23 protein-coding genes are annotated in these 20187 nt (G+C 73.2%); 10 read left to right on the top strand and 13 right to left on the bottom strand.

Annotated elements, in window-relative coordinates:
- Position 1 precedes the first annotated feature (1 nt).
- Entirely contained in the window at positions 2–1621 is a 1620-nt protein-coding gene (gene menD, locus AB0I60_RS08510; RefSeq protein ID WP_360726929.1) for a 2-succinyl-5-enolpyruvyl-6-hydroxy-3-cyclohexene-1-carboxylic-acid synthase, read from the bottom strand.
- A 162-nt stretch (positions 1622–1783) separates the two neighbouring features.
- Between menD and AB0I60_RS08515 the strand changes: the two genes are divergently transcribed.
- The 4 genes from AB0I60_RS08515 to AB0I60_RS08530 all read left to right on the top strand — a co-directional run bounded on the left by AB0I60_RS08515 (position 1784) and on the right by AB0I60_RS08530 (position 6601).
- Positions 1784–2695, top strand: a complete 912-nt coding sequence (locus tag AB0I60_RS08515) for a 1,4-dihydroxy-2-naphthoyl-CoA synthase (RefSeq protein ID WP_360726931.1) — start codon at positions 1784–1786, stop codon at positions 2693–2695.
- Between the two features lie 516 nt (positions 2696–3211).
- Complete coding sequence (gene menE, locus AB0I60_RS08520) at positions 3212–4234, top strand: o-succinylbenzoate--CoA ligase (protein ID WP_360726933.1); 1023 nt, start codon at positions 3212–3214, stop codon at positions 4232–4234.
- A gap of 128 nt (positions 4235–4362) precedes the next feature.
- Positions 4363–5679, top strand: coding sequence for a hypothetical protein (locus tag AB0I60_RS08525; protein ID WP_360726935.1), 1317 nt, complete (start codon positions 4363–4365; stop codon positions 5677–5679).
- 49 nt (positions 5680–5728) lie between these two features.
- The gene (locus AB0I60_RS08530; protein ID WP_360726937.1) at positions 5729–6601 is read left to right on the top strand and encodes a 1,4-dihydroxy-2-naphthoate polyprenyltransferase; all 873 of its coding nucleotides are present in this window, start codon (positions 5729–5731) and stop codon (positions 6599–6601) included.
- 9 nt (positions 6602–6610) lie between these two features.
- Here the strand turns inward: AB0I60_RS08530 and AB0I60_RS08535 are convergent, their stop codons facing one another.
- Together AB0I60_RS08535 and AB0I60_RS08540 are read right to left on the bottom strand one after the other, a co-directional pair.
- Positions 6611–6982: a hypothetical protein gene (locus tag AB0I60_RS08535; RefSeq protein WP_360726939.1), complete on the bottom strand. Its 372-nt coding sequence runs from the start codon at positions 6980–6982 to the stop codon at positions 6611–6613.
- 101 nt (positions 6983–7083) lie between these two features.
- The gene (locus AB0I60_RS08540; RefSeq protein ID WP_360726940.1) at positions 7084–8175 is read right to left on the bottom strand and encodes a PLP-dependent cysteine synthase family protein; all 1092 of its coding nucleotides are present in this window, start codon (positions 8173–8175) and stop codon (positions 7084–7086) included.
- A gap of 23 nt (positions 8176–8198) precedes the next feature.
- Here AB0I60_RS08540 and AB0I60_RS08545 point away from each other — a divergent pair, with 23 nt between their 5' ends.
- The 3 genes from AB0I60_RS08545 (at position 8199) to AB0I60_RS08555 (ending at position 9893) form a co-directional block, all read left to right on the top strand.
- Positions 8199–9203, top strand: a complete 1005-nt coding sequence (locus AB0I60_RS08545) for an ADP-ribosylglycohydrolase family protein (protein ID WP_360726941.1) — start codon at positions 8199–8201, stop codon at positions 9201–9203.
- 82 nt (positions 9204–9285) lie between these two features.
- A complete protein-coding gene (locus AB0I60_RS08550) occupies positions 9286–9600 on the top strand; it encodes a PadR family transcriptional regulator (protein ID WP_360726943.1) in 315 nt (104 codons plus the stop codon).
- Positions 9597–9893, top strand: coding sequence for a hypothetical protein (locus AB0I60_RS08555; RefSeq protein ID WP_360726944.1), 297 nt, complete (start codon positions 9597–9599; stop codon positions 9891–9893). Before AB0I60_RS08550 ends, AB0I60_RS08555 begins: the two co-directional genes overlap by 4 nt.
- Positions 9894–9948: 55 nt before the next feature.
- On the opposite strand, the gene AB0I60_RS08560 is transcribed toward AB0I60_RS08555, so the two are convergent.
- Both AB0I60_RS08560 and AB0I60_RS08565 read right to left on the bottom strand, forming a co-directional pair.
- Positions 9949–10197, bottom strand: a complete 249-nt coding sequence (locus AB0I60_RS08560; RefSeq protein ID WP_360726946.1) for a DUF4229 domain-containing protein — start codon at positions 10195–10197, stop codon at positions 9949–9951.
- A gap of 29 nt (positions 10198–10226) precedes the next feature.
- Positions 10227–10694: an Lrp/AsnC family transcriptional regulator gene (locus AB0I60_RS08565; RefSeq protein WP_360726947.1), complete on the bottom strand. Its 468-nt coding sequence runs from the start codon at positions 10692–10694 to the stop codon at positions 10227–10229.
- Between the two features lie 150 nt (positions 10695–10844).
- Between AB0I60_RS08565 and AB0I60_RS08570 the strand changes: the two genes are divergently transcribed.
- On the top strand, positions 10845–11063 hold the full coding sequence (locus tag AB0I60_RS08570) for a BldC family transcriptional regulator (RefSeq protein WP_231904860.1): 219 nt from the start codon (positions 10845–10847) through the stop codon (positions 11061–11063).
- A gap of 31 nt (positions 11064–11094) precedes the next feature.
- Complete coding sequence (locus AB0I60_RS08575; protein WP_360728577.1) at positions 11095–11292, top strand: hypothetical protein; 198 nt, start codon at positions 11095–11097, stop codon at positions 11290–11292.
- A 77-nt stretch (positions 11293–11369) separates the two neighbouring features.
- On the opposite strand, the gene AB0I60_RS08580 is transcribed toward AB0I60_RS08575, so the two are convergent.
- The 4 genes from AB0I60_RS08580 to AB0I60_RS08595 form a co-directional block, all read right to left on the bottom strand.
- The gene (locus tag AB0I60_RS08580; protein ID WP_360726948.1) at positions 11370–12788 is read right to left on the bottom strand and encodes an AAA family ATPase; all 1419 of its coding nucleotides are present in this window, start codon (positions 12786–12788) and stop codon (positions 11370–11372) included.
- A gap of 99 nt (positions 12789–12887) precedes the next feature.
- Complete coding sequence (gene ccsB / locus AB0I60_RS08585; protein WP_360726950.1) at positions 12888–13847, bottom strand: c-type cytochrome biogenesis protein CcsB; 960 nt, start codon at positions 13845–13847, stop codon at positions 12888–12890.
- Complete coding sequence (locus AB0I60_RS08590; protein ID WP_360728483.1) at positions 13848–15335, bottom strand: cytochrome c biogenesis protein ResB; 1488 nt, start codon at positions 15333–15335, stop codon at positions 13848–13850.
- A gap of 50 nt (positions 15336–15385) precedes the next feature.
- Positions 15386–16165 (bottom strand): cytochrome c biogenesis CcdA family protein, encoded by a 780-nt coding sequence (locus tag AB0I60_RS08595; protein ID WP_360726952.1) that lies wholly within the window; start codon positions 16163–16165, stop codon positions 15386–15388.
- A 155-nt stretch (positions 16166–16320) separates the two neighbouring features.
- Here AB0I60_RS08595 and AB0I60_RS08600 point away from each other — a divergent pair, with 155 nt between their 5' ends.
- Positions 16321–17286 carry a M64 family metallopeptidase gene (locus AB0I60_RS08600; protein WP_360726953.1) on the top strand — a complete coding sequence of 322 codons (966 nt, stop codon included), beginning with the start codon at positions 16321–16323 and terminating at the stop codon, positions 17284–17286.
- A 17-nt stretch (positions 17287–17303) separates the two neighbouring features.
- Here AB0I60_RS08600 and AB0I60_RS08605 read toward each other — a convergent pair whose 3' ends face one another.
- Genes AB0I60_RS08605 through AB0I60_RS08620 form a run of 4 tightly spaced genes read right to left on the bottom strand, consistent with a single transcriptional unit; the run spans position 17304 to position 20131 of the window.
- Positions 17304–17879, bottom strand: a complete 576-nt coding sequence (locus tag AB0I60_RS08605) for a TlpA disulfide reductase family protein (protein WP_360726955.1) — start codon at positions 17877–17879, stop codon at positions 17304–17306.
- Complete coding sequence (locus tag AB0I60_RS08610) at positions 17876–18502, bottom strand: histidine phosphatase family protein (protein ID WP_360726957.1); 627 nt, start codon at positions 18500–18502, stop codon at positions 17876–17878. Before AB0I60_RS08610 ends, AB0I60_RS08605 begins: the two co-directional genes overlap by 4 nt.
- The gene (gene hemL / locus AB0I60_RS08615) at positions 18499–19788 is read right to left on the bottom strand and encodes a glutamate-1-semialdehyde 2,1-aminomutase (protein WP_360726958.1); all 1290 of its coding nucleotides are present in this window, start codon (positions 19786–19788) and stop codon (positions 18499–18501) included. Before hemL ends, AB0I60_RS08610 begins: the two co-directional genes overlap by 4 nt.
- Positions 19789–19798: 10 nt before the next feature.
- Positions 19799–20131 carry a hypothetical protein gene (locus AB0I60_RS08620; RefSeq protein ID WP_360726960.1) on the bottom strand — a complete coding sequence of 111 codons (333 nt, stop codon included), beginning with the start codon at positions 20129–20131 and terminating at the stop codon, positions 19799–19801.
- Positions 20132–20187: the final 56 nt, after the last annotated feature.

Consider the following 20187-nt stretch of genomic DNA (forward strand, 5'->3'; position numbering starts at 1 on the left):
GTCACTGGAAAGCGGTTGACACCGCGAGCTTCAACCGGCTGTGCAGATCGCGCAATTCGGTGCGTTCCGCCCGGATTTCCAGCACCCGGATTCCCTGCGGCGGGGCCAGTGCGCGTCTCAGCTGGTCGGCGTTCCCGATCAGTTCGTGCGGCACGCCGTAAGCGGCGCACAACGCGGCCAGGTCGGTTCCGTGCGGAGTTCCGAAAACCCGCTCGAAAGCGCCCGCGTGCTCCGCCGCGCCCTGTTCCAGCAGGGTGAAGATGCCGCCGCCGTCGTCGTTGAGCACCACCACGGTCAGGTCCGGGCGCGGCTCGTCCGGGCCGATCAGCAGGCCGTTGGCGTCGTGCAGGAAGGTCAGGTCGCCGATCAGCGCGAACGCGTGGCCCGAGGTGAGCGCGATGCCGGCGGCCGTGGAGACGCTGCCGTCGATGCCCGCCACGCCCCGGTTCGCGTGCACCCGGACGTCCAGCCGGGGTTCGGCCACCAGGTCCACGTCCCGGACCGGGTTGGAGGAGCCGAGGAACAGGTTCGCGCCGACCGGCAGGTGCGCGAGCAGGTCGCGGGCCACCTGGAGGCCGGTCGGCCACGACTCCTTGGCCAGCAACTCGTCCACCACGTCGGAGGCTGCCTTGTCGGCGTGCTGCCACGCGGTGAGCCAGCGGTCGTCCACCTCGTGCTCGCCCAGCACCAGGCCGGTGGAGGCGTGCGTGGCGGCGAACTGCGGGTCCGGCCAGTCCGGGTCGTCGGACAGCACGTGCACGACGGACGTGGCCGCGATGAGCTTCATGACGCCCCGGGACAGCGTCGGGCGGCCCACCACCACCACGGCGTCCGGTTTCAGCTCGGCCGGCAGCTCACCCGCGTTGAGCAGGAGGGTGCCGTGGCGCAGGCCGTGCGCGGTGGGCTCGGCGATCACCGGCCACCCCGCCCGCTCGGCCAGGTCGGTGATGTCCTCGCGGGTGTCGCCCACCACGACCAGCGTGCGCGGGCCGAGGTGGTCGGCCGGGTGCAGCGACGTCGTGGTCCGGGTCGCCACCCGGGTCCACGGCATGTCGAACGGGCGGCCGTCGAGCGACTCGACCCACTGGCCGGCGGCGGGCACCAGCGGCTCCCGGAAGGGGACGTTGACGTGCACCGGGCCGTGCTCGCGGGCGTCCGCGACGGCCCGGCAGACCAGCGAGCGCCACAGGCCGTTCTGGCCCGCGCGGCGCTCGGCGATCGGGAACTGGAGGGTGTCGACGCCGAACGCGCGCTGCTGGTCGACGGTCTGGCTCGCGCCGGTCCGGTACAGCTCGACCGGGCGGTCGGCGGTGAGCGCGATCAGCGGCACCCGCGCGTGGCGGGCCTCCAGGAAGGCCGGGTGCAGGTTCGCCACGGCGGTGCCGGAGGTGCAGGTCACGGCGGTGACCTCGCCGCTGCCCCGGGCCAGGCCCAGCGCCAGGAAGCCCGCCGTCCGCTCGTCGATCCGGACGTGCAGGGTGAGCCGTCCGGCCGCCGCGGCCTCGGCCAGGGCGAACGACAGCGGAGCGTTGCGCGATCCGGGGCTCAGCACGACGTGCCGGACGTCGTTGCGGAGGAGCTCGTCGACGAGCACCCTGGCCTGCGCGGTGGACGGGTTCACCTGAACATTGTCGCCTAGTCCACGAACAGGTGATTCCCCTTGCTGAGTCGAACAGGTGTTCGGATCATGGACACATGGGCATCACACTGCGTAAACCCCACGTCCCGACCACCGGCCGGCCTGGCCCGTTCTCAGCTTCGGCGCGGGCATATTGTCCGTGCCGTGGCAGATCACGGCGTCTCCGAGCTGTTCGACCCCTCCCGCTGGAAGGCGGTCGAGGGCTTCGACTTCACCGACATCACCTACCACCGCGCGCTGGACCAGGGCACGGTGCGCATCGCGTTCGACCGGCCCGAGGTGCGCAACGCGTTCCGCCCGCACACCGTGGACGAGCTGTACCGCGCGCTGGACCACGCGCGGATGAGCTCGGACGTGGGCTGCGTCCTGCTGACCGGCAACGGCCCGTCCGCGAAGGACGGCGGGTGGGCGTTCTGCTCGGGCGGTGACCAGCGCATCCGTGGCCGCAGCGGGTACCAGTACGCCTCGGGGGAGACCGCCGACACGGTCGACCCGGCGCGGGCCGGTCGGCTGCACATCCTGGAGTGCCAGCGCCTGATCCGCTTCATGCCGAAGGTGGTGATCGCGGTCGTCCCCGGCTGGGCGGCGGGCGGCGGGCACAGCCTGCACGTGGTGTGCGATCTCACGCTGGCGAGCGCGGAGCATGCGAGGTTCAAGCAGACGGACGCCGACGTCGGCAGCTTCGACGGCGGGTACGGCTCGGCGTACCTGGCGAGGCAGGTGGGCCAGAAGTTCGCCCGTGAGATCTTCTTCCTGGGCCGGACGTACGGCGCGGCGGAGATGCACGCGATGGGCGCGGTCAACGCCGTGGTCCCGCACGCCGAGCTGGAGGAGACGGCGCTCCAGTGGGCGAAGGAGATCAACGGCAAGTCGCCGACCGCCCAGCGGATGCTGAAGTACGCGTTCAACCTGATCGACGACGGCCTCGTTGGCCAGCAGCTGTTCGCGGGCGAGACCACCCGCCTCGCCTACATGACGGACGAGGCGGTGGAAGGCCGCGACGCCTTCCTGGAGAAACGGGACCCGGACTGGTCCCCCTACCCCTACTACTACTAGGCCACCATGCCCCCACCCACCACGCCCCCGCCCCTGCCGGTGTCACCTCCGCCGCCCCCTCCCCCGCCGTCGCCGTCGCCGGAGGAGACTCTGGCGGCGCTGCGGGTGGTCCTGGCTCCTGCCCTGTCCCGCTCCCCTTCCGCCGGGTTCGGGACCGCCGAGGCCACCGGGGTCGGCGATGTGCCCGATGACGGCTCGGCAAGCGGTGATCCGGCGGATGGCAGCGCGGCCGGTCGCGGGACCGCTGGCAGCAGCGCGGCTGACCCCGGCGGTGCCCACGGCGACGCGGCTGACAGCGGCGATGCGGCTGGCACAGGCGGCACGGCTGGCACAGGCGGCACGGGCGGCAGTAGCGCGGCTGGTCGCGGAGCAGCCCGCAGCGGCGCGGTCGGTTCCGGCCCGGTCGGTTCCGGCGCGGTCGATCCCCAAGTTACCGGCGGTGAGGTCACCAGGGGTGAGGGCATCGGCGGTAAGGGCATCAGGAGTGAGGGCATCGGCGGTGGCGGGGTGCCGGTGGTGGCCGGGGTTCTGCCTGGTGGGCGTGGGTTGGGGGTGTTGCGCGGGTGGGAGGCCGGCGCGGCGGTTGCCGTGGGCACCTCCGGCTCGTCCGGGGAGCCGAAGGTCGTGCTGCTGTCCGCTGCCGCGCTCGTCGCGTCGGCCGAGGCCACGCACGACCGGCTCGGCGGGCCCGGGTCCTGGCTGCTCGCGCTGCCCACCACGCACATCGCGGGCTTGCAGGTGCTGGTCCGGTCCGTCGTCTCGGGGCGCGAGCCCTGCCTGATGGACCTCGCCCCGGGGTTCCGGGCGACCGGGTTCGCCGCCGCCGCGCGGCCCCTGCTCTCCCGGCCCGGCCCGCACTACACCGCGCTCGTCCCGACCCAGCTCGCCCGCCTGGTCGCGGCCGACGGGCCCGGGCTCGCCGCGGTCCGCGAGTTCGACGCCGTCCTCATCGGCGGCGCCGCCGCGCCGCCCTCGCTGCTCGACCGCGCACGTCAGGCCGGTGTCCGCGTGGTCACCACCTACGGCATGAGCGAGACCTCGGGTGGCTGCGTCTACGACGGCGTCCCGCTCGACGGCGTCCGCGTCCGCATCGCCGCCGACCACCGGATCGAACTCGCCGGGCCCGTGCTCGCGCTCGGCTACCAGCACGGCGATCCCTTCGGCGAGTGGTTCCGGACCGGGGACCTCGGCCGGGTCGCCGACGACGGCCGACTGGAGGTGCTCGGGCGCGCGGACGACGTGATCATCAGCGGCGGGGAGAACGTGTCGCCGACCGAGGTCGAGCGGGTGCTCGCGGCCGTGCCGGGGGTGCGCGAGGTGTGCGTGGTGGGCGTGCCCGACCCGGAGTGGGGGCAGGCCGTCGCGGCCGTGGTCGTGCCCGACCCCGACGCGCCGCCCGAGGTGGACGTCATGGAGGCAGCGGTCCGGGACGCCGTGGGCCGGTCCGCCACGCCCAGCGTGATCGCGTTCGCGCCCGAACTGCCGGTCCGGGGGCCGGGGAAGGTGGATCGGAGGGCGGTGGCTCGCTCGTTCGAGTGAGTTTTTCCCATAGAGTCGGCATTGTTGGTTGACAACTAACAATCACCGCGCTTGGCTTCAGGCCAATCCGTACGGGTGGCCCGGTAGCGGTGCCCTCCGCTTCGCCCGTCCGGGCGAGGAGTGCCGCGATGCCGAGACGCCGCCTTCCGGTCACCCTGGCCGTGGCCGCCGCCCTGACCAGCACGTTCGCCGCGTCGCCACCCGGCGCGGTGGCCGCCGAAGCGGGCGCGTGGCGGGCCGACCTGTCCATTGTGGATTCCGACGACGTCGGTGTCACCTCGGACGGCGGCAGCGTGCGGCTCGACCGCTCCGCGCCGAGGCCGGCGAGCGCCCGCACCGCGCAGCGCAGCGGCTACCTCCTGCTCGCCCCGCACGACCTCGCCGCGCCCGCCGACACGGTCGCCGCCGCCGTGCGCGGTCACGTCCCGGAGGGTGCCGAGGTCGCCGTGGACGTGCGCGGTGCGCTCGCCGGGGGCCAGTGGACGGAGTGGGTCGAAGCCCGCCCGGACGCTCCCGCCGCCCTGCCCGCCGTCCGCACCGTCCAGGCCCGACTGCACCTCACCGCCGCTGCCGAGCAGGACGCGAGCGGTGAGCGCAGGCCCGACGGCCGGAGGGGGCCGAGCGGTGGACAGGAGCCGGGCGCGAGCGGTGAGCGGGAGGTCGGCCGTGGCCCGGTCGTGGACGAGGTGGTGCTCACGCCGTCCACCACCCGACCGCCGGGTGAGCCGGCCGGGCGCCGGGCGGCCGGCATCCCGCCCTCCGGGTACTCGTTCCGGGTGTTCGCCACCCGGGAGGGACTGGTCGGCGGCACCACCGCCAACGGGCACGTCATCACCGAGCGCGACCACTTCGCGGCGCTGCCGTCCCGGCGCGGACTGGCCACGAAGGACACCGGCACCTACACCGTCCAGGTGTGCGCCGCCAACGGTCGCTGCGAGTGGGCCCCCGTGTGGGACGTCGGGCCGTGGAACACCCGGGACGACCACTGGAACCTCGCGGACACCCGCGAGATGTGGCAGGACCTCCCCCACGGCAAGCCCGAGGCGCAGGCCGCCCACCAGGACGCCTACAACGGCGGGAAGGACCAGTTCGGCCGGCAGGTCGCCAACCCGGCGGGCATCGACCTCGCCGACGGCACCTTCTGGGACGGGCTCGCGCTCACCGACAACTCCTGGGTGACCGTCACCTACCTGTGGACCGGGACCGGCCCGGCGGGCACCGTGGCCTCGGGCGGGCTGCCGCTGGAGGTCCGGGACGGGCCCGCGACCACCGCGCCGCCGGTCGGCCTCGCCGTCGACAAGGCGCAGGTCAGGGCCGAGTGCGGGATCACCGGCGAGGTGGTCACCGGCTCCCAGGGCACCTCCGACGTGTGGGTGCGGGTGGCCGCCGGCATGTATCTGGCGAAGGTGAACCTCATCGGCGTCCCGGAGCTGCCCGCCTGTTAGCCGAAACCCGGTCGGGGGTCCCGGTGATCCATGTCGGAGGATGGGCGGCATGGCCACAGTCGCCCAGTGGATCTCGGGGGCCCGACCCCGCACCCTGCCGAACTCCGTCGCGCCCGTCCTGGTCGGCGCGGGCGCGGCGCACCACATCGACGGGTTCGACTCGACGTGGTCGCTGCTGGCGCTCGTCGTGTCCGTGGCGCTCCAGGTGGGGGTCAACTACGCCAACGACTACTCCGACGGCATCCGGGGAACCGACGAGCACCGCGTCGGCCCGTTCCGCCTGGTCGGGTCCGGTGCCGCGAACCCGAAGGCGGTGCGGCTGGCGGCGTTCGCGGCGCTGGGCGTGGCGGCCGTGGCCGGGCTCGCGCTGGTGGTGCTGTCCGGGCGGTACTGGATGGTGGCGTTCGGCGCGGTGTGCATCGCGGCGGCGTGGTTCTACACCGGTGGGCGCAAGCCGTACGGGTACTCGGGGCTGGGCGAGCTGGCGGTGTTCGTCTTCTTCGGCCCGGCCGCCGTGCTGGGCACGCTCTACGTCCAGGCCGGCGGGATCACCGGTATCGGCATCGGCGGGGCGGTCGCCATGGGCGCGTTCTCGACCGGCGTGATGATCGCCAACAGCCTGCGCGACATCCCGACCGACATCGAGGCGGGCAAGCGCACCCTGGCCACCACCCTGGGCGACAAGGACTCCCGACGCCTCTACCTGGCGCTGGTCACCGTCCCGTTCGTCATCACGCTGGCGATCAGCCTGCGCGTCCCCCTCGCCCTGCTCGGGTTCCTCGCGCTGCCGCTGGTGGCGCTCGGCGTGCTGCGGGTGATGAGGGGCAGCAAGGGCCGTGACCTGGTCCCGGTCCTCCAGCACACGGGGCTGGCGATGCTGGTGTGGGCGATCGCCACGACGGTGCCCCTGTTCCTGGCCTGAGCCGGACCGCTACCAGGCGTCCTCGGTGAAGCTCATCGGCTCGTCGTCGTCCCGGCGCTTCGGCTTCGGCGGCGCGGTGCGAGGCTCCTCGCCCCGGCACAGGGCGGCCAGGCGGTCGCGGTCCTTCTCGAAGGCGGCGCGCACGCCCCGGTCCCCGGCGGCTTCGCCGAGCAGGACCTGCCGCCAGCTCAGGTAGCCCGCGGCGATCCGGCGCTGCAGCGCTTGGAGCTCGGGTGACGCGTCGTTCGACTTGGCGAACTGCATCACCCGGCGCACGTCGTCGGCCGAGGGTTCACGGGCCGGGTAGCGGAGTTTCGCGGCGTCGCGCACGGCCTGGTCGGCAGCCGCCACGGACTTGGACAGCACGTCCTCGGCGGTCACTACCTCAGCGGTCCGCCACATGCCCACGGCAACCCCTTCCGACTGGCGATCCACGCTGCGACGCGCTGCGCCCGGCCCGCGTTCCCCCGGGTTCGGATTTGTTACGACCAAGTCCCGGTGGAGCGGAACCGGGTGAGGGTCGTGAGGTGGTCGGAGAGGTCCATGCCCTGCCCGGCCACCCAGTCGTCGTCGTAGTAGGTGTTCGCGTAGCGCTCGCCGCCATCGCACAGGAGGGTGACGACGCTGCCGCGCGTGTGGGACGCCCGCATCTCCGCGATGAGCTGGAACGCGCCCCACAGGTTGGTCCCGGTGGACCCGCCGACCCGGCGGCCGAGGACGTGCTCGACGTGCCGGATGGTGGCGACGGACGCGGCGTCCGGCACCTTGATCATCCGGTCGATGACGTGGCCGACGAACGACGGCTCGACGCGCGGGCGGCCGATGCCCTCGATCCGGGAGCCGCGCGTGCCGACCCGGCCGGGGTCGCCGTCGCGCCACGCGTCGAAGAACACCGAGTACTCCGGGTCCACTACCGCCAGCCGCGACCGCAGCTTGCGGTAGTGGATGTAGCGGCCGACGGTGGCGCTGGTGCCGCCGGTGCCGGCACCGACCACGATCCACTCCGGTTCCGGCGAGGACTCGTGGGACATCTGCTGGAACACCGATTCGGCGATGTTGTTGTTGCCGCGCCAGTCGGTGGCGCGCTCGGCGTGGGTGAACTGGTCCATGAAGTGGCCGCCGAGGTCGGCGGCGAGCCTGCGCGACTCGTCGTAGATCGCGCCGGGCTCGTCCACGAAGTGGCACTTGCCGCCCTCGCGCTCGATCAGCGCCACCTTCTCCCCGCTGGTCGAGCGGGGCATCACGGCGATGAACGGCAGGCCGAGCAGCCGGGCGAAGTACGCCTCGGACACGGCCGTGGAGCCGGAGGACGCCTCGATCACCGGCGTGCCGCCGACCACCCAGCCGTTGCAGATCGCGTACAGGAACAGCGACCTGGCCAGGCGGTGCTTGAGCGATCCGGTGGGGTGGGTCGACTCGTCCTTGAGGTAGAGGTCGATCCCCCACTCTCGGGGGAGGGGGAAGTGCAGCAGGTGGGTGTCGGCGCTGCGGTTGGCGTCCGCCTCGATGATCGAGACGGCTTCGCACACCCATTCCCTGGTGCTCGAACTACATCGGTCTACCGAAATGGTCACGCCGGCACGATAACTTCTGCGACGTGACCTCACGTGGGAGCACTTCAGCGCGGGACGCCCTGCGGGCCTGCCTGCTGGCGGGCGCGGTCGGCGACGCGCTCGGCGGGTCGATCGAGTTCGACCGCATCGACCGCATCCGGGGCCGCTTCGGCCCGTCCGGGCTGACCGACTACGCGCCCGCGTACGGCCGGCTCGGCGCGATCACCGACGACACCCAGATGACCCTGTTCACGCTGGAGGGCCTGGTCCTGGCCCGCCGCCGGGGCAGCGACCCGGTGCACGAGGTGCGGGTCGCGTACGGGCGCTGGCTGCGCACGCAGGGCGGGCCGGAGGTGCCGGAGGACGGCTGGCTGCTGGGCGTGCCGGAGCTGCACCAGCTCCGCGCGCCGGGCAACACGTGCCTGACCGCGCTGCGCTCGGGCGCGCTCGGCACGGTGGAGTCGCCGATCAACGACTCGAAGGGCTGCGGCGCGGTGATGCGCGCCGCGCCGGCGGCGCTGTGGTCGGACCGGCCGGGCGAGGTGTTCGAGCTGGCGGCGGCGACCGGCGCGCTCACCCACGGCCACCCCAGCGGCTACCTGTCGGCCGGGGTGCTGGCGGTGCTGGTGCAGCAGCTGTGGCGCGGCGAGGAGCTGACCTCGGCGATCGAGGTGGCGCGTGAGGAGTTGCAGCGCTGGGACGGCCACGAGGAGCAGCTCGTGCTGCTGGACCTGGCCGCCGAGATGGGCACGCGCGGGGTGCGGCCGACGCCGGAGGTGATCGAGACGGCGCTGGGCGGCGGCTGGGTCGGCGAGGAGGCGCTGGCGATCGCGGTGCTCACCGCGCTGGCGGCGCGGGACCTGGGCGACGGGCTGCTGCTGGCGGTCAACCACTCCGGGGACAGCGACTCGACCGGCGCGCTGTGCGGGAACCTGCTGGGCGCGCGGGACGGCGCGGACGAGCTGCCCCGGCACTGGCTCGACGAGCTGGAGCTGTCCGAGGTGGTCGTGCGGCTGGCGGACGAGGCCGCCGAGGTGTTCGCGCGCTGAGCTGCGGCGGCCTGGGTGATCTTGGCCGTGCCGGCGCACGGGACCGTGGACAGGCTTAATCTACATAGGTAGCATTAGCGCCGTGGAACCGCTGGAACGCATCGGCAAGGCCACCGTCGACGTGCTGGAGGTGCTGCTCGACGGCGACCGGCCCCGCTGGGGGCTGGAGATCATCAAGCTGACCGGGCGCCCGTCCGGCAGCGTCTACCCGCTGCTGGACCGGCTGGAGCGGGCGGGCTGGGTCACCTCCGGGTGGGACGACGACGCCGAGCGGCGCGGTCCCCGCCGCCGGATGTACCTGCTCACCCCCGACGGGGCCAAGGAGGCGGTGAAGGTGTGCGCGCGCAGGACCGCGACCCGGAGCACCGGGAAGACCCGACCGCAGGTGGCGGGATGACGCGCCTGGCACTCGTCCTGGTCACGTGGGCGGCGGCGCTGCTGCGCGCCGACCGCGACCGCTACCGCGAGCAGTGGCGTGCCGACGTGCTGGGTGCGCGTGACCTGGGGCTCTCGCCGCTGGGCGTCGCGTTCGGCGCGCTGCGCGTGGCCAACACCCGGAGGGGGCCGGTGGTGCTCCCGGTCGGTGTCCTGGCCCTGGCCCTGCGGCTGCGGGAGAGCACGAACGTCGGCGCGGTGCTCGCGGTGATGCTGCTGGCGAACCTCGGCGGCGTCGTCCTGCTGGTCGTCTGAGACCGGGTCGTCCGAGGTCCGGGCCGGAAGTGCCGGTCCGGGTGCCGGGGGCGGGTCAGATTGACTGGCCGGGCTCGCCGCGCAGTTGGGAGCGCAGCTTCTCGCGCTCGGCGCGGCGGGCGGACTGCTTCTCCTCCAGGCCCCGCGCCACGCGCGTGCGCAGGCCCCGGAAGACGAACAGCGACAGCGGCAGCGCCACCACCACGCCGACCGCCAGGGCGACCAGCAGCGGCACGTTGAGCAGCACGAGCCCCGCCGTGACCGCGGCGACCATGCCCAGCCGCGCGCACACGTACAACGTCACATCACGACCCAGGTGCACGGTTACCCAGGCTACGCGCTGCCCTCGGGCTCGCCGGCCTCGGTGTTCGGCCGGCCCTCGAACCGGGTCGACAGGACCACCGTGGTGCGGGTGCGGGCCACGCCCGGGATGCGGCGCAGCCGGCCCAGCGAGCGCTCCAGGTCGTCCACCGTTGCCACCCGGACCTTGACGATGAACGACTCGTCGCCCGCCACCCGGTAGCAGCTCTCGACCTCGATCAGCCCGCCCAGCGACACGGCCAGCTCGTCGTCGTCGGCGGTGTCCGTGGGGTGGATGCTGACCAGCGCCGTCACGCCCAGGCCGACCGCGCTCGGGTCGACCACGGCGTGGTAGCCGACGATGACCCCGGTGGCCTCCAGCTTGCCCACGCGCTCGTGCACGGCGGAGGCGGACAGCCCCACCTTGCGCCCCAGATCGGCGTAGGTGGCCCGGCCGTTCGCCCGCAGGGCGGCGATGATCTGGCGATCGAGTGCGTCCACCGGGCCTAGCCTAGGGCCACCCACCGCGATGTCCGAACCGCCCACTTCGTCCCTTACTACCTCTTTACCATCACCCAAGCGTTCGAGTACCCGAAGGTCGGGATGCCACGATGCGTCCGGTACGTCTGTTCGGCATCGGGGAGGAAGACCGTGACCGTGACGCAGGGACACCAGGGGGAACGGCTGCTCACACCGGGCGAAGTGGCCAATCTCTTCCGCGTCGACCCCAAGACCGTGACCCGCTGGGCCACCGCCGGGCGCATCGGCTCCATCCGGACACCGGGCGGCCACCGCCGCTTCCGCGAGTCCGAGGTGCAGGCCCTGCTGTCCCAGTTGACCACCGAGGCGACCGAACCGGTGCGGCACTGACGCCGTTCTCCTCGGTGGCACGGGTAATGTCGTGGCAAAGGAGGTGGCGACCATGCTCTACGTGCTCGCGCTGATCGGTGCGCTCACGATCGCCGTGCTGCTGTGGCGCGCGTTCGGGCCGGACCGGGTCGAGACCGCCCCCGGCCGCCGCGTCGTCGCGCCGGACGACGATCCCGAGTTCCTGCGCAAGCTGGGTGAGCAGAGCAAGAAGCGCCCCGACGAGGAGTGACGGGCGCAGTTGCCGAGGGGCCTCCCGCGAGGCCCCTCGTCGCGTCGGCGCGCGCGGACGCGCCCGGGTGACCCCGCTCAGGTGACCTTGTTGGGGAAGTCGTCGGCGACGGTCGCGGCCAGTTCCAGCAGCGCCAGCCGGGTCTCCGGGCCGAGCTTGTCCAGCTCGATCTCCGCGCCCTCCTCCAAGTGCGCGTCGAACGGGATGCGCACCACCGCCCGGCAGCGCTGCGCGAAGTGCGCGGCCAGCTTGTCCAGGTCGACCTTGCCCGACCCCGGCCGCACCGAGTTGATCACCGCGACCGACTTGGCCACCAGGTCGCGGTAGCCGTGCGCCTCCAGCCAGTCCAGCGTCGCCGCCGAGGTCTGCGCGCCGTCCACCGAACCCGACGACACCAGCACCAGCGAGTCCGCCTGGTCCAGCACGCCCTTCATCGCGGAGTGCATCAGGCCGGTGCCGCAGTCGGTCAGCACGATGTTGTAGAACAGCTCCAGCAGCGCCACCGTGCGCAGGTAGTCCTGGTCGCTGAACGCCTCGGACACCGCCGGGTCCTGCTCGGAGGCCAGGATCTCCAGCCGGCTGGGCGACTGCGAGGTGTAGGCGCGGACGTCGCTGTACTTGGTGATCCGCGAGGCGTCGCGCAGCAGGTGCCGGACGGTAGCCGTGGTCTCCCTCGGCACCTTGAGCGCGAGCGTCCCCCGGTCGGGGTTGGCGTCCACCGCGATCACCCGGTCGCCGCGCAGCGACGAGAACGTCGACCCCAGGGTGGTGGTCGTCGTGGTCTTGCCGACGCCGCCCTTGAGGCTGAGCATCGCGATCTTGTAGCACCCGCGCAGCGGCTGGTTGATCCGCCCGATCAGCTCGCGCCGCCGCACGTCCGCCGGGCTCTCGCCCAGGTTGACCAGGCCGCCGGTCACCGCGTGCAGGGTCTTTCGCCAGCCGGACTGCGGTGGTCGCTTCGCGCGCTTGATCAGCTGCTGCGACGACACGTCGTGCGCGGTCGCCTGCTGCGCCTGCTGGGGCTGGACGCTCTGCGGGAAGTTGTTCGGGAACGAGCCCTGGAACTGGTGCGGCCCGCTCTGGCCGGCCACCGCATACGCGCCGGACTGGTGCGGGCCCTGCTGGTACTGGCCGCCCACCTGGTACGGGCCGGACTGGCCGCCGACCTGGTACGCGCCCGACTGGTGCGGGCCCGCCGGGTGCGGACCGCTCTGGCCCGCCACCGGGTACGCGCCCGACGGCGTGCCCTGGGCCGGGAAGCCGCCGGACGGCGGACCGGTCACCGGGCCCGACGTCGCCGGGCCCGACGTCGCCGGGTCGAACGTGATCGTCGCCGGTTCGACGTACTGGGACTCCGGCTGCGGCGTCTCCGGGAACCGGGGTTCCGCCGCGCCGGGCTCGACCGGGTGACCGCCGGACTGGTTCGGGTTGGGCTGCCCCTCCCCGCCAGAGGGCGGCTGCCACGACGATTCAGGGTTCTCGTAGCGACCGGTCACCGCTGGGGTCCTCCCTGAGCAGAGCGGATCGAGCACTCCCCGACCTCACGTCTGCGACGGTAGTCGGCGCGCAGCGGTTCCACGACATTGGGTAGGGGTCTAACTGACACCCGCGTAGGAGTGCAATCCGGTCGTGACCAGGTTGACGAAGAACAGGTTGAAGACGGTCAGCGCGAAGCCCAGCGCGTTGATCCACGCGGCGGGCCGCCCGCGCCAGCCCGCCGTCGCGCGGGCGTGCAGGTACGCGGCGTAGACCACCCACGCCACGAACGAGACCGTCTCCTTGGGGTCCCAGCCCCAGAACCGGCCCCAGGCCGCCTCGGCCCAGATCGCGCCGCAGATGATGCCCAGCGTGAACAGCGGGAACGCGAACACCGTGCTGCGGTAGGCCAGGCGGTCCAGCACGTCGGCGTCGGGCAGCTTGGTGAACCGCGCCCGGCCGGAGGACTTCAGCAGGTAGAGCACGCTGGCCACGCCCGGCAGCAGGAACAGGCCGCTGGACACCGAGATCACCGAGACGTGCACGACCAGCCAGTAGGACTGCAACGGCGGCGGCACGGGGGCCGCGTCGGCGTAGAGGACGGTCCCGCCGAGGAACATCAGCAGCGCGATCGGGGTCAGCACGAACCCGCCGAGCTTGCGCGCGGGGAACATCCGGACGAGGACCAGCCAGCCCACGACCGCCGCGAACGTCAGCAGCGCCGTGTACTCGTACATGTTGCTCCACGGCGCGCGCCCGGTGGCCAGACCGCGCAGCACCAGGGAGCCGCCGTGCAGCAGCGCGCCCAGCAGGGTCAGCGCGACGCCCATCCGCCCGAGCTTCTCGGCGCGCGATCGCTCGGTGCGCACCACCAGGCCGGGCTGCCACGCGCCGTCCTCGCCGGTGCCCGCGACCTGGGGGCCGGCCCCGACGAGTTCGCGCTCGCCGGCCTTCCTCGTGGCGGTGTTCTTGGCGAAAGCCTGCTCGCACAGGTAGAACACGGCCGCGATCACGTAGATCGCCACCGCCGCGCCGTAGGTCCAGTCGCTGAACGTGGCCAGCGTCGTGTTGACCGGCATCTAGCCCTCCTCCTTGAGCAGGTCCCGGGACAGGGAGCCGAACTCCTCGCCGTACCCGGCCTGGTCGGTGCGCGCCAGGCCACCGACCTCGACAACCGTACGCCCGTCCTCCTGGGGGGTCGCCCGCACCCAGACCCGGCGGCGCTTCACCGTCAGCGACACCCCGAGACCCAGGATGACCAGCACCGCGAACGCCAGCACCCAGGTCTGGGTGGGGTCGTGGGAGACCTGGAGGGAGACCCAGTCGCGCACGCCGTCGAAGCGGATGGTGGTGCCGTCGTCGAGCCGGACCTCCTCGCCGACCTTCAGGTTCTGCCGGGCGACCTTGGCGAGCTTGCCGTCGGTCACCTGCTCCTGGTCGACGGTGAAGATCGACTGGCCGCGCCCGGAGTCCCGGCCCAGGTCGCCCCGGTAGACGTCGACGGCCACGGCCGGGTCGCGCGCCTCGGGGAACACCGAGTCGAGCAGCTGACCCCGGAACGCGGCGGTGGGCGCGAGCAGGCCGGTGATGGCGATCTGGTTGCGGCGGCGCTGCTCGTCGTCGGTCACGCCGGGCGGGTCGAACTTGGTCGCGCCCTCGGAGGCCAGCGTCACGTCGTTCACCGGGCGCCACTGGGTCGAGCCGGTGCGCACCTCGCCGCCGGGGAAGGTGACCGTGAACAGCGGGGTGTAGCCGTGGCCGAGCAGGTACAGGCGGTCGCCGGCGGTCCGCAGCGGGTGGTTGACCCGGAGCGGGTACGGCCGCCAGGTGCCGGTCTCCAGGTCGTCGCCGGACTGGTACTGGATGTCGGCGCGGAAGGTCTCCGCCTGCCCGGTGTGCAGGTAGGTGGCGTGGAAGTCGTCGACCTTGACGCAGAACTGGTTGAGGCCGGTGCCGTCGACGCGCAGGCCGGGCCGGAAGGTGTCGAAGTTGTAGACGCCGGAGTTGCAGAACTGGCCGCCCTGCGACTGGACGATGACCTGGCCCTCGTAGCCGAACATCTTGCCCAGCGCGAACGCCACCAGCAGGCCCAGCAGCGAGAAGTGGAACACCAGGTTGCCGGTCTCGCGGAGGAAGCCGCGCTCGGCGCTGACGGTGCGCGCGCCGCCGCCCTCCTCCCGCTCGACCAGCCGCCAGCCCCTCAGCCGCCGCTTCGCCGCCGCCACCACGTCCTCGGGTGACGCGGTGCTCGTGGCGGAGGCGTGGTGCGGCATCCGGGACAGGTTGCGCGGGGTGAGCACGGGCTTGGCCCGCATCTGCTTGGCGTACTCCCACGTGCGCGGCAGCAGGCAGCCGATCAGCGAGACGAACAGCAGCACGTAGACGGCGGAGAACCAGTAGCTGGCGTAGACGTCGAAGAACTGGAGCCGGTCGAGGAACGAGCCCCACCAGCCCTTCTCCGCGATGTAGTCGGTGACCTTCTGCGGGTTGAGCGACCGCTGCGGCAGCAGCGCGCCCGGCATCGCGCCCAGGGCGAGCAGGAACAGCAGGGTCAGGGCGGTGCGCATGGCGGTCAGACCGCGCCACGTGTTGCGCAGGAAGGCGAGGGCGGCGCGCACTACAACGGCAGTTCGAGGTCGTTGACCACGGCGTCGCGCAGCCAGAATACGAAGTCGCCCCACAGCCCGGTGACCAGCGCGACGCCCACCGCGATGAGCAGCACGCCGCCGAACACCTGCACCTGGCGGACGTGGGCGCGCAGCCACCCGGTCACCCGCACCGCCCACCGCGCGCCCAGCGCGATCAGCACGAACGGCAGGCCCAGCCCGAGGCAGTAGGCCACCACCAGGACCGCGCCCCGCGCCGTGGCCGACCCGACCTCGGTGCTGCGGGCCAGGGCCAGCACGCCGGCCAGCGTCGGGCCGATGCACGGGGTCCAGCCCAGCGCGAACACGCCGCCCAGCAGCGGTGCGCCGACCAGGCCGGCGCGCGGGGCGCGGCGCAGCCGGACGTCCTTCTGGAGGGCGGGCACCAGACCGATGAACACCAGGCCCATGGCGATGGTGACGACGCCGCCGATCCGCTGGAACACGTCGGCGTCGAAGTAGAGGGTGTCGGTCAGCCCGAGGACCACGAACGACGTCAGGCTGAACACGACCGTGAAACCCAGGACGAACAGCAGCGCCGCGCCCGCGACCCGCCAGCGGCCGGCCTTGCGGGCCTCGGCCGAGTCGACGGCCGGCGCCTCCGCGCCGACCAGGCCGGCCAGGTAGGCGAGGTAGCCGGGGACCAGCGGGACCACGCACGGCGAGGCGAACGAGATCGCGCCGGCCAGCACGGCCAGGCCCATCGCCAGTCCCAGCGGCCCGGACATCGCCAGCTGCGTCGTCGGGTCCACGGCCACAGGGTAGGTACGGGTCGCTGAGAGCCGCTCACCGGACTCCCTTAGCGGCGACCTGGGTCACACCCGCCGGGAGGCAATGCGCTCCTCCATCGGTGGAACCCGACTTTCCACCCTTGTGGGTGAGTGACCTGGTTCATAGCGTGAGTGTCATGCGCGCAAGCCGACTGACCCTGCCGGTCGTGGCCGTCGCACTCGTCGCCGCCACCGCCCCCGCGAGCGGTGGCGCGGTCGGGGCCGCCGTCTCCTGGCAGGAGGTGTTCGCACCGGACGGCACCATCACGCGGGTCGCCGTGCCGGTCGCGGCCGAGCCGAGGGCCCTGGCGTCCGAGGTGGTCGCCGACGTGGTGCCGGTCCAGCAGACGGGCCCCGCCGACCGGCGGTTCGACCTGGTGTTCGTCGGGGACGGCTACACCGCGTCCGAGCTGGGCTCCTACCACGCGCACGTGGTGGACAAGTGGGCCGAGCTGTCCGCCGTGGAGCCGTTCAAGTCCTACAAGCAGTACTTCAACGTGTGGCGGGTAGACGTCGTGTCGGCGGAGTCCGGTGTGGACAACGACCCCACGCTCGGGGTCGCCAGGGACACCGCGCTGGACATGGGTTTCTGGTGCCAGGGCCGGGACGTGAACACCGAGCGGCTGCTGTGCGTGAACCAGGCGAAGGCGGGCCAGTTCGGCGCGCTCGCGCCGGAGGCCGACCAGGTGATCGCGCTGGGCAACACCGCCAAGTACGGCGGGGCGGGCGGCGGCGTGGCCACGGCGGCGGGTGCGAACGCGCAGGCCGGGCAGATCGCCGTGCACGAGCTGGGCCACTCGATCGGCGGCCTGGCCGACGAGTACGACTACCCGTACGACCGGTACGCGGGCGGCGAGCCGACCGAGCCGAACACGACCGCCGACCCGGGCGGCGCGAAGTGGTCGCGCCACCTGGGCCAGGTGTCGCCGGACGGCGGGACGGTCGGCGCGTACGAGGGCAGCCGGTACTACCGGTACGGCCTCTACCGCCCCACCGAGAACTCGATCATGCGCACGCTGGGCCGTGAGTTCAACCTGGTCGGCCGCGAGGCGATGGTGAACGCCTTCAAGGCCAAGGTCCCGGAGCTGCGCCGAGCCCCGTGACCCGGTCCCGGCGCGGGCTACGCCTCGGCCGCGAGCTCCTTGACCAGCGGCACCAGGTCGGTGGCGATCAGGGTCTCCAGGAACACCGCCGCGACCCGGTGCTGCTTGTCCAGCACGATCGTGGACGGCACGGTGTTCGGCGGCAGGCCCTTGAACGCCAGCAGCGTGCGGCCCGACTCGTCGTAGATCGACGGGTAGCGCAGGTCGCGGGTGCGCATGAAGTCGCGGGGCTGCTCGGCGGAGCTCTCCTTCACCGCGATGCCCAGCACCTGGACGCCCAGCGGCCCCGTCTCGTCCTGCACCTTCTGCAGCTCGGGCGACTCGGTGCGGCACGGACCGCACCACGAGCCCCAGATGTTGACCACCACGACCTTGCCCGCGTAGTCCCCCAGCGACACCGTCCGGCCGTCCTCGCGCACGTCGGGCCCGGACAGCGCCCGGATCGCCTTGCGCTGCTCGCCGTCGTACCGGATGCGGACCTGGCCGTCGGGCGCGACGAACTGGAAGTCCGAGCCGGTCACCACCGCGTCGTCGCCGGTCGCGCACGCCGAGGCCGCGACCAGCAGCGACAGCACCACCGCGAGCCTCCTCACGCGCCCGTGACCCTCGGGCTCGTCGCGCCGGCGGGCTCGGTGTAGACGACCCGGACCAGTTCCTCGCCCTCGAACACCAGGCTGGTCAGCGACGCCAGCGAGCACTCCCGGCGGCGCGGGTCGTGCCACATCCGCTTGCCCTCCAGGAACCGGCGCAGGGTCCAGATCGGAAGCTGGTGCGACACGCACACCGCCTCGTGGCCCTCGGCCGCCGCCCGCGCCCGCTGGACCGCGCCCAGCATCCGGTGCGCGATCTCCAGGTACGGCTCGCCCCACGACGGCCGGAACGGGTTGACCAGCTTCGGCCAGTGCCGGGGCGAGCGCAGCGCGCCGTCGCCGACCGCGACCTTGAGGCCCTCGAACTTGTTGCCCGCCTCGATCAGCCGGTTGTCGGTGGCCAGGTCGAGCCGGTGCGAGTCGACGATCGGCGCGGCGGTCTCCCGGGCGCGCTCCAGCGGCGACGCCACGACGTGCGCGACGTCGTGGTCGGCGAGGTGCTCGGCGACCACCAGGGCCTGCTTCCGGCCGCGCTCGGAGAGCGTGAAGCCGGGCAGCCGGCCGTAGAGGATGCCGGTCGGGTTGTGGACCTCGCCGTGGCGGAGCAGGTGCACGACGGTCTTCACCGGGTCGCCTCCGCGGCGGCGCGGGCGGCGTGGGGCAGGGCGTCCGCGATCACCGCGAAGTCCTCCTCGGTCATGGCGGCGTTGACGAACCACGCCTCGAACGCGCTGGGCGGCGGGTAGACGCCGCGTTCCAGCAGGGCGTGGAAGAACGGCGGGAAGCGCCAGGTCTGCGCGGCCTGCGCGCCCGCGTAGTCGACCACCTCGTCCTCGGTGAAGAACACGCTGACCAGGTTGCCCGCGAACTGCACGCGGTGCGGCACGCCGGCGTCGGTCAGCGCGGCGGTGAACAGCGCGCCGAGGCGGGCCGCGTTGGCGTCCAGCGCCCGGTACACGTCGTCGGTGGCGGCGCGCAGCGTGGCCAGGCCGGCGGCGACCGCGACCGGGTTCCCGGACAGCGTGCCCGCCTGGTAGACCGGGCCCGCCGGGGCGAGCCTGGCCATCACGTCGGCCCGGCCGCCGAACGCGGCGGCCGGCAGCCCGCCGGACATCACCTTGCCGAACGTGTAGAGGTCGCCGGCCACCTGCTCCAGCCCGTACCAGCCGGCGCGGGAGACCCGGAACCCGGTCATCACCTCGTCCATGACCAGCAGCGCGCCGTGGGCGTGGCACAGCTCCCGCAGCTCGGCGTTGTGCCGGGGCGCGACCGCGCCCATGTTGCCCGCCGCCGCCTCGGTGATCACGCACGCGATCTCGCCCGCGTGCTCGGCGAAGGCGGCGCGCAGGGCGTCCAGGTCGTTGTAGGGCAGCACGACCGTGTCGGCGGCCTGCGCGCCGGTGACGCCGGGCGAGGTGGGCAGGCCGAGCGTGGCCACGCCGGAGCCGGCCTCGGCGAGCAGGGCGTCCACGTGGCCGTGGTAGCAGCCGGCGAACTTGACGACCTTGCGCCGACCGGTGAAGCCCCGGGCCAGCCGGATGGCGCTCATCGTGGCCTCGGTGCCGGAGTTGACCAGGCGCACCTGCTGCACGGGCGCGACCCGGTCGATGATCTCCTCGGCCAGCTCGACCTCGCCCTCGGTGGGCGTGCCGAACGACAGGCCGCTCACGGCGGCGGCGCGGACCGCGTCGACCACCTCGGGGTGGGCGTGGCCGAGGATCATCGGCCCCCACGAGGACACCAGGTCCACGTACCGGTTGCCGTCGGCGTCCCACAGGTGGGGGCCCTCGCCCCGGACCATGAACCGGGGCGTGCCGCCGACCGAGTGGAACGCCCGGACCGGCGAGTTCACGCCACCGGGGATCACCGCCGCCGCGCGCTCGAACAGCGCCTGGGATCGCGTGGAAGTCACGGGGCCAGTCTCACACGTCGGCCTCGGCGACCTGCTCCCGACCACGGGTCCGGACCGCGAGCAGCACCTGCCGGACCGCGTCGAGCACCAGCACGCCGGCCGCCGTGCCCAGGCCGACCGCCGAGGCGATCCAGTTGCCCAGGTACCGGGTGGACTCCAGCGGCGCGTGGTCCTCGACCGGGTAGGCGGAGCGCAGCACGCCCCGGTTCCAGCACCAGGCCGCGAGGAGCACCAGCGCGACCGCGAGCACCAGCTCACCGGCCGCGACGGCGGCGCGCACGGGCTGGTGCAGCCCCGGTCCGGGGGCGGCCTCGGAGGCGGCTACGGGCGTGGCAGCGGTCACCGGGTCAGCCTCTCACGGCCGGCCGCTCCCCGGTGGCCGGGGCGCGGGCCGCCGCT

Origin of the sequence: Actinosynnema sp. NPDC050436 (genome assembly GCF_040655415.1) — a bacterium.
Classification (GTDB): domain Bacteria; phylum Actinomycetota; class Actinomycetes; order Mycobacteriales; family Pseudonocardiaceae; genus Actinosynnema.

What these genes read in the sequence shown, in the direction of transcription:
- AB0I60_RS08530 (WP_360726937.1), top strand. Translation starts at nt 5,729, where the DNA reads ATGGCCACAGTCGCCCAGTGGATCTCGGGGGCCCGACCCCGCACCCTG.
- AB0I60_RS08590 (WP_360728483.1), bottom strand. Translation starts at nt 15,335, where the DNA reads ATGCGCACCGCCCTGACCCTGCTGTTCCTGCTCGCCCTGGGCGCGATG.
- AB0I60_RS08525 (WP_360726935.1), top strand. Translation starts at nt 4,363, where the DNA reads ATGCCGAGACGCCGCCTTCCGGTCACCCTGGCCGTGGCCGCCGCCCTG.
- ccsB (WP_360726950.1), bottom strand. Translation starts at nt 13,847, where the DNA reads ATGCCGGTCAACACGACGCTGGCCACGTTCAGCGACTGGACCTACGGC.
- AB0I60_RS08555 (WP_360726944.1), top strand. Translation starts at nt 9,597, where the DNA reads ATGACGCGCCTGGCACTCGTCCTGGTCACGTGGGCGGCGGCGCTGCTG.
- AB0I60_RS08600 (WP_360726953.1), top strand. Translation starts at nt 16,321, where the DNA reads ATGCGCGCAAGCCGACTGACCCTGCCGGTCGTGGCCGTCGCACTCGTC.